Origin of the sequence: Nostoc sp. (assembly GCF_036916735.1) — a bacterium.
Taxonomy (GTDB): domain Bacteria; phylum Cyanobacteriota; class Cyanobacteriia; order Cyanobacteriales; family Nostocaceae; genus Nostoc.
Window position 1 is genome coordinate 21,454 of sequence record NZ_JBALFV010000061.1, and the last position, 6,629, is coordinate 28,082.

The 6,629-nt window shown below is 37.6% G+C and carries 6 protein-coding genes; 1 reads left to right on the forward strand and 5 read right to left on the reverse strand.

Annotated features, from left to right (window positions below; translation table 11 throughout):
• Positions 1 to 425: 425 nt before the first annotated feature.
• Together V7L20_RS15090 and modD are read right to left on the reverse strand one after the other, a co-directional pair.
• On the reverse strand, positions 426 to 1,103 hold the full coding sequence (locus V7L20_RS15090) for a hypothetical protein (RefSeq protein WP_334744867.1): 678 nt from the start codon (positions 1,101 to 1,103) through the stop codon (positions 426 to 428).
• A gap of 788 nt (positions 1,104 to 1,891) precedes the next feature.
• Positions 1,892 to 2,743 carry a ModD protein gene (gene modD, locus V7L20_RS15095; protein ID WP_334744868.1) on the reverse strand — a complete coding sequence of 284 codons (852 nt, stop codon included), beginning with the start codon at positions 2,741 to 2,743 and terminating at the stop codon, positions 1,892 to 1,894.
• A 286-nt stretch (positions 2,744 to 3,029) separates the two neighbouring features.
• Between modD and V7L20_RS15100 the strand changes: the two genes are divergently transcribed.
• A complete protein-coding gene (locus tag V7L20_RS15100) occupies positions 3,030 to 3,758 on the forward strand; it encodes a 2OG-Fe(II) oxygenase family protein (RefSeq protein WP_334744869.1) in 729 nt (242 codons plus the stop codon).
• 168 nt (positions 3,759 to 3,926) lie between these two features.
• Here V7L20_RS15100 and V7L20_RS15105 read toward each other — a convergent pair whose 3' ends face one another.
• From V7L20_RS15105 to V7L20_RS15115, 3 genes are all read right to left on the reverse strand, one after another.
• Positions 3,927 to 4,322, reverse strand: coding sequence for an extracellular solute-binding protein (locus V7L20_RS15105; protein WP_334744870.1), 396 nt, complete (start codon positions 4,320 to 4,322; stop codon positions 3,927 to 3,929).
• A gap of 466 nt (positions 4,323 to 4,788) precedes the next feature.
• A complete protein-coding gene (locus tag V7L20_RS15110; RefSeq protein WP_334744871.1) occupies positions 4,789 to 5,001 on the reverse strand; it encodes a hypothetical protein in 213 nt (70 codons plus the stop codon).
• Between the two features lie 551 nt (positions 5,002 to 5,552).
• Positions 5,553 to 6,629 (reverse strand): CAAD domain-containing protein (locus V7L20_RS15115; protein ID WP_334744872.1); only part of this gene is annotated, 1,077 nt, incomplete at its 5' end.

Genomic DNA, 6,629 nt, shown 5'->3' on the forward strand with positions numbered 1-6,629 from the left:
ATATCTTCTGTCTTACAGAATAACTTAGATATCAGACTGGTATTAGAAGATGGCGAAAAAGTCGATAGTAAAATAGTCAAAGCTTGGCAAAGCATTCATTAAAAACTGTTTTTGGTGATCTGCCTACTCAGTTATTTTGGTGCGTTCTGATAATTATTGGCACATAGTAAATTTAATAATTTGTCAAGCAGTTGAATGCCACTAACTGCACTGGTTACTTTTTTTAAAATTTAATATAACTTTTTTTACAAGATTGGAATGCTCTTTATCAAACCTTGATTCTTGCATCTGGATAAAAATATCAAAGCTTAGTTTTAAACGAGCAAGAAGGCAAGGTGTAATGTTTGCAATCGAAAGCCACTTAGTCAAGTAGACCAAGTGGTGTGGAAATTATCCGTTCTCGGCGTCTTTAATCAGAAGGGTTTTCAGAAATATTTTGATTTCAAAGGAGAAGGAGGAGCAGATAATATAAGGATATTTGTCACATTACTAACATAACGACCTCCAGCTTTGTCACCTGGAACTACTAAACGAGCAAATCCTTCATCTGTTAAAGGCACGACTTTACCATCACTACCTTTTTTTGCAAATGCAATTAGCACTGTTTTCCCTTCAAAGTTAGGTTGAATTTCACCAATAGCTACGACTGCACCATAGCAATCTGTGGCGTCAACTAGAACATATTGCCTCAGAAAAGAGTTTTTACTATTCACCCCAGAATTTCCAGGTTTTAGACCACCTCCGGCTTTGAGATTATTAATTAATTCCCATAGGGGAACTCCATAGTATGTTTCTGTTCGTGGCCCTGAGCCGGTTTGAAAGCTCACAGTGATTTCAGTAACTAATGCTGGATTTTGTTTTTTTAAAGTATCTCGTAAATTTTGCAGTTTTTGAAAGTTATAAGTGGCTGGATTATTGAGTTCTCCACCCAAGCGAAAACTTTGCGAAGAGCCTCCAGGACACTTATTTTTCTCCCAAAGAGAAGGTGTTTTTTCTTCTTGATTCCAGGGAACATCACTTCTGGAGTCAGCTAAAGTAGGCTGCCATAAAACCAGTAGCGATAGTATTAAAGATGCAATGGGTATCTGGCGGGTAAAACGCATAAAATTCTCCTCCGTTTCCGATTGAATATTGAAAAAATTAGATAGTTTTGCTCAAAGCTTTTCGCTCACCACAAATTAGTATCGTTCTCACTAGAACTGAGTAAGTTGACAAAAATTTTTGCTAGAAAAAATAAAACCTTCAAATCATTCAACTTTCAACTCCTTACCAAACAATACAAAATAGCTAGTTTTCAATATAAATTATTAAAAACTAATGAATCCAAAGACAAAGTTACCCGCAAATCTCAGAATAGGTTTAGGTCTTTTAAAATGGATAAGTGTATCTATGTACGTGCTTAACATAATACCAACTTATTAAGTAAATTACCATATTATTTGGTAATTAAACGCTAACAAAATTAATTTTTATTTCTTTTTAAAATAGTGAAGCTTAATATTGTATATAAACTTGCTATCGTTATTTGCTTTGTAAATAGGTTACTATCAAGCTAATAAAGTGTTTATATGTAAAATTTACCTGTAAATTAGAAAACTGTCTGATTTGTGGAGAAGGGTTATAATTGTGCGGACACTATAAGTTGGAGCAAAACTATCCAGCTACTAGACTCGTAGTGTATGCAACCAATAGACTAAGAAGTGGAACCGTTCACAGGTACGATGAACAGAGCGATATAGCCGTCTATCGCTCTATTTGATCAATTATTTAAGAGCTTGATAAAACGCTTGTTCTACTTCCGTTTTAAGTCTTGTGTAAACACTATTCTTTCTGGTTCAGCTCCTGCGTTTTAACAACTGCAATCTTAAGTATCAAACTAAATTAAAAATGCCTACTGTGCCATCGTCATTTTGACTGCAATATCGCACGGTTTTCCAAAGTAGGGTGAACTTGTCACCAAAATATCTATACCAGCGCTAGCATAATCCTTTATATTTTCAGAGGTAATACCACCAGCAGCTGCTAGTTTTAAGTTTGGATGCTCCTGCTTCAATTTCAAAACTAGAGGCTCAAGGTCTGGTAGAGGAATTTTATCAAACTGAATTAAATCTACACCTGCTTGAGCAGCCATCCAAGCATCTTCTGGTGTATCTACTTCAACGCAAATACGTTGTTCTGGAAACTTTTGTCGCAGTTCATTCATGCGCTCAGTTAGCCCAACTATACCTCCCATGAATATTAAATGTTGGTTAAATATTAGAACTGTTTCAGATAATCCTAAGCGATGAAAAAACCCCCCGCCAGCTAGAATTGCTTTGATAGAAAGCGCTCTAGTACCTGGAAAACATTTACGAGTAGTCACAATAGAAATAGACTGATTTACTGTTTTAGCAGTATCTACTAATACTCTTGTACGCGAAGCAATGCCAGAGGCGTATTCCATCAAATTTAAAGCAACTCTCCAGCCACTGTGCAAAGCGATCGCAGCGCCACTAGCTTGAAGAATTAATTGCTTCTCTTGACAGACTGTACCACTTTCGACTTGATAATGAACTTCAGCACCACAATATTTTAATACTCTGGCTGCTTCTTCAGTAGCGCAAATGGTCATCGGATGACGGGTAGAAAACTCGATTTCACCAGTTTGCTTGCCAATGCCAAGTCCATAGGTTGTCAAATCTAGGTAGGGAACATCTTCCTGAATTAACCTAGCGATCGCCTCATCTGAAAAGAAAACACTCATTTTAGTTTTATGATCAATTGAAAAATAAATAGCTCAACCAAGATTCACCCTAAACCTAATCTCATTCAGTTGTCAGAATTGTAATAATTACTACTATTATCCAAAATAGTTGGTAACAACATAACTTTGTTAAGAAAAAATATATACCTGAGTTGTCATAATTAGTTAAATGCTGAAATTGGAAACTATTGACTTATAATATTAAGTTTTAATTTAGCAATCATATAAATAAGTGTAAATTACAAACAAAGTGTAAATTACAAACATAATTCAAAGAAGATTGATAATGCTAAATTTAGATGCTATTTATCATACAACAATGCAATCAGTTCCATACAGTTATGCTGTGATAGAGAATTTGTTGCCCAAAGCAGCTAGCTTGGAACTTGCTGCTAGCTTTCCCCAAGAACAGTTTCGCTTATCAATAGGGGAAGGATATGGGTATCTTTGGAGTGAGATGCTTGCTAGTAACGAGGATATTGCTTTGATGTACAAGTTTTGCGATGCCTGCGGCGGGCGTAGCCATCGCGCTAGCCCTGAGTTGTCAGATCGTTGGCGCGATCGCATTACACAAGGAAGATTATCTTCTAATCTTGGTAATCTCAGCAGTATTTGGCGACAACTGATAGAAGAACTGTGGACACCTGCTTACCGCCAAGCTTTAACACAGATGTCTGGGGTGGAACTTAAAGACTGTGCAATGGTGATTGGGTTTCGTCGATATAATCTAGGCCACTGTCATCGCCCTCATACTGATGAACCATCGAAAGCTCTGACTCATTTGCTATTTTTCAATGAACAATGGTCTATGGACTGGGGTGGTTGTTTGCGAATTCTCTTTGACGAAAAACCAGAATCTATCTTCCAAGATATTGCACCATTGGGCCACTTTTCGGCTGTGATTGTGCGCTCAGATAATTCCTGGCACATGGTAACTCCAGTAGCATCGACTGCACTACAGTGCCGATTGGCTCTCAGGATTGCTTTTTTTCACAATCTTGATGCAGGTGCTTAGTCGATAGTAAAAATCCAATTCCTACATAAAAGGCGATCGCTGAGGCAAGTGGTGTGGGAACTCTGCGTTGTAGGCATCTTTAATCTGAAGGGTTTTCAGAAATATTTTGGTTTCTACAATTTTTACCAAAATATTTGGATAAGAAGAAAAATTCCAGTGATCGCATTATTAGTATTCCGCCGTAAAATTGATAAAATCATGGGATGAGGGGTGATACCCCTGAATGACCAGCTGCATGCTGAAGAAGTCGCAGATATGCTTACAAAAATTTTGATTTAGTGCAAGGGCATTACCTAAATCCGCACTGGCAAAGACATCTGCCTTTTCCCCTGCTAACAACCTATCTTTCAATGAACCAGAGGAGGCAAATTCTGTTTTAACAGGAATCCCATATTCCTGGGTAAAGGCACTAGCAACTTCCGAAAGGCCACCCCTCAAGCTACCAGCAGCATATAAAGTCACCTCAGGAGGTGCAGCCAGTGTGGCTGCTAAAGTCTGTTTTGTAAAGGTAAGATTGACAACTAATGCAGTCACTGAAGCGGCAAGCAAATACTTTTTCATCATTTTTTAATCGCCCATAAGTAAGGAAAAAATCACTTTCTCGTTTTTGATAAGCTAAAACACATATTTCTTGCATAGTCACTCGTGAGGTTTTTTGACTGCTGAGAGTTGACAGTCAAGAGTTAACACTCAACAGCCAACACGACCATATATGATTTAAAAAGTGTGGAACAGCTTAACTAATGCTTAAACAGTCCTCAATCTGAGCGTTTAAACTTTATGAATTATTCAACAGTATTGATAGCGTATGCTTTTATACAAATTTGTGTTTTCGATTGAAGTTATCATACCAACTTGGTTGGATAAAATCAATTCAACTACATAATTAAACGTTGACTTTATCAAAACTTTAAGTAAAAAGTTTTTTATCTTGATGAGATTACGTACATGACAAGACTTCAGGAATAACTACAACTGTAGTGCTTTTGCAATGTCTACGGCGAGCGTACCCTGCTCTTAAAGCGTCTTGTTAGCGCAGTCTCTCGTAGACAAGAGAAGCGATCGCAACCCAAACTCGATGATGAACCTGAAGCTCAGGTGTAGAATAGTTTGTTTGGAATAATGCCACCAGTTCCTGGTTAAATAGTTCTACTTTGTCTGGTGTCAGGCTAGCTTCCACACCAGCATTAGCACGAATACATCTACGCCAATCTTTGTATGTCAAAAGCACAAATAAAGGCACAAATATTATATCTGTGCCGAGATCAATAATTTTCTGTGGAGATAAACCAATACTCTATTTAGACCGTCTGTCAAATAATGAACTGGGAAAGCCAAGGCAGTGTTTTGCTCCCATCAGTAGCAGTTACACCAAAGTCAACTTTTATAGGGAGCATCCCAATGCAAGCAAATTTACCAAGTTAGTAGGTAGTCATTGCCAATGGAGCGTAAAGCCTTCTCTACCAGAGGCAACGCCTTCGGCATAGCTTCGCTTAACGCGGTAGCGTCTGTAAGAGTTGCGGAATGTAGGCGGAGCCTTCCCGAAGGGTAGCAATCGCAAAGTCTAGATGCTGCGATTGCAACTTTAAGAGATGCAACGCGCGCACGCTTCATTTCATTACGTACCCTACGGGTTCTCCAAAAGAGTACGCAATGACAAAATATGTTTTTACACATTTGGGATGCTTCCCTTTCAAAGGCTTTGTTGGAAAAGTTATTAGGTAGCATGAATGTGTTTGTTTGCCTTGTGCTTTCTTTCATAGTGAAAGAAAGCAAATATAGAGGCATAACAGCTTATGAATCTTGCCCCTGGACAATTTCTTTTTGGATAAAATTAATTTGTGCAGCTAATTCCTGCCGAGTAGAAGCTTTGAATAAATATCGGAAAACAAACCAGATTAAGTAACCAATTCCAGTCAACTCGAAAACTAAATGTAACTGTGGAACTTCATTTATTACATTTAGTACAGCTACAACTATTTTAACTGCAATAGTCGCTGTAATAATTGTAGTAAAACAAATGATTGGCAGTTTATATTCTATGGAGAATTTACTTAAATATTTAGGTAATTGCTCCAAATAGCTAGAAAATTTACTATCATTTGGCTGCCATTGAGGCAATGTTTGATTAACAGGTGGTAGTAATGGTTGAGTTTCAATTTTTGAGCTTTCAATTCCTGTGATAGATTCAGTTGATGTAATATCAAAAGATTTCGATTGTTCTACTTCGCTCTCTTGATGTAATAGCTTATCAGCAGATAGTGGTAATGGTTGAGTTTCAACTTTTGAGCTTTCAAGCCCTGCGGTAGATTCGGTTGATGTAATATCAAAAGATTTCAATTGTTCTACTTCACTCTCCTGATGTAATAGTTTATCAACAAATAGTGGTAATGGTTGAGTTTCAACTTTTAAGCTTTCAAGCTCTGCGGTAGATTCGGTTGATGTAATATCAAAAGATTTCGATTGTTCTACTTCACTCTCCTGATGTAATAGTTTATCAACAAATAGTGGTAATGGTTGAGTTTCAACTTTTAAGCTTTCAAGCTCTGCGATAGATTCGGTTAATGTAATATCAAAAGATTTCGATTGTTCTACTTCGCTCTCCCCAAGTTTACTGTTTTCTTCAGGGATAACAGTTTTTATTTGCTCATCACGGATATCAATTTGAGCCAATTTCATCAGAGGAGAATAAATGGCATTATACATATCACGCGCCATATTCACCGCACCTTCAAAACCCATATAAGGACCATTGTGGTAGCCATGACCATTCACATAAGGCAAATGCAACTTCTTCACCAAAGCACCCACCCGTGGTCCAGTCAACACCAAATCCGGCTTGACCATCTCCAGCACTTCAAAGAACTCAAG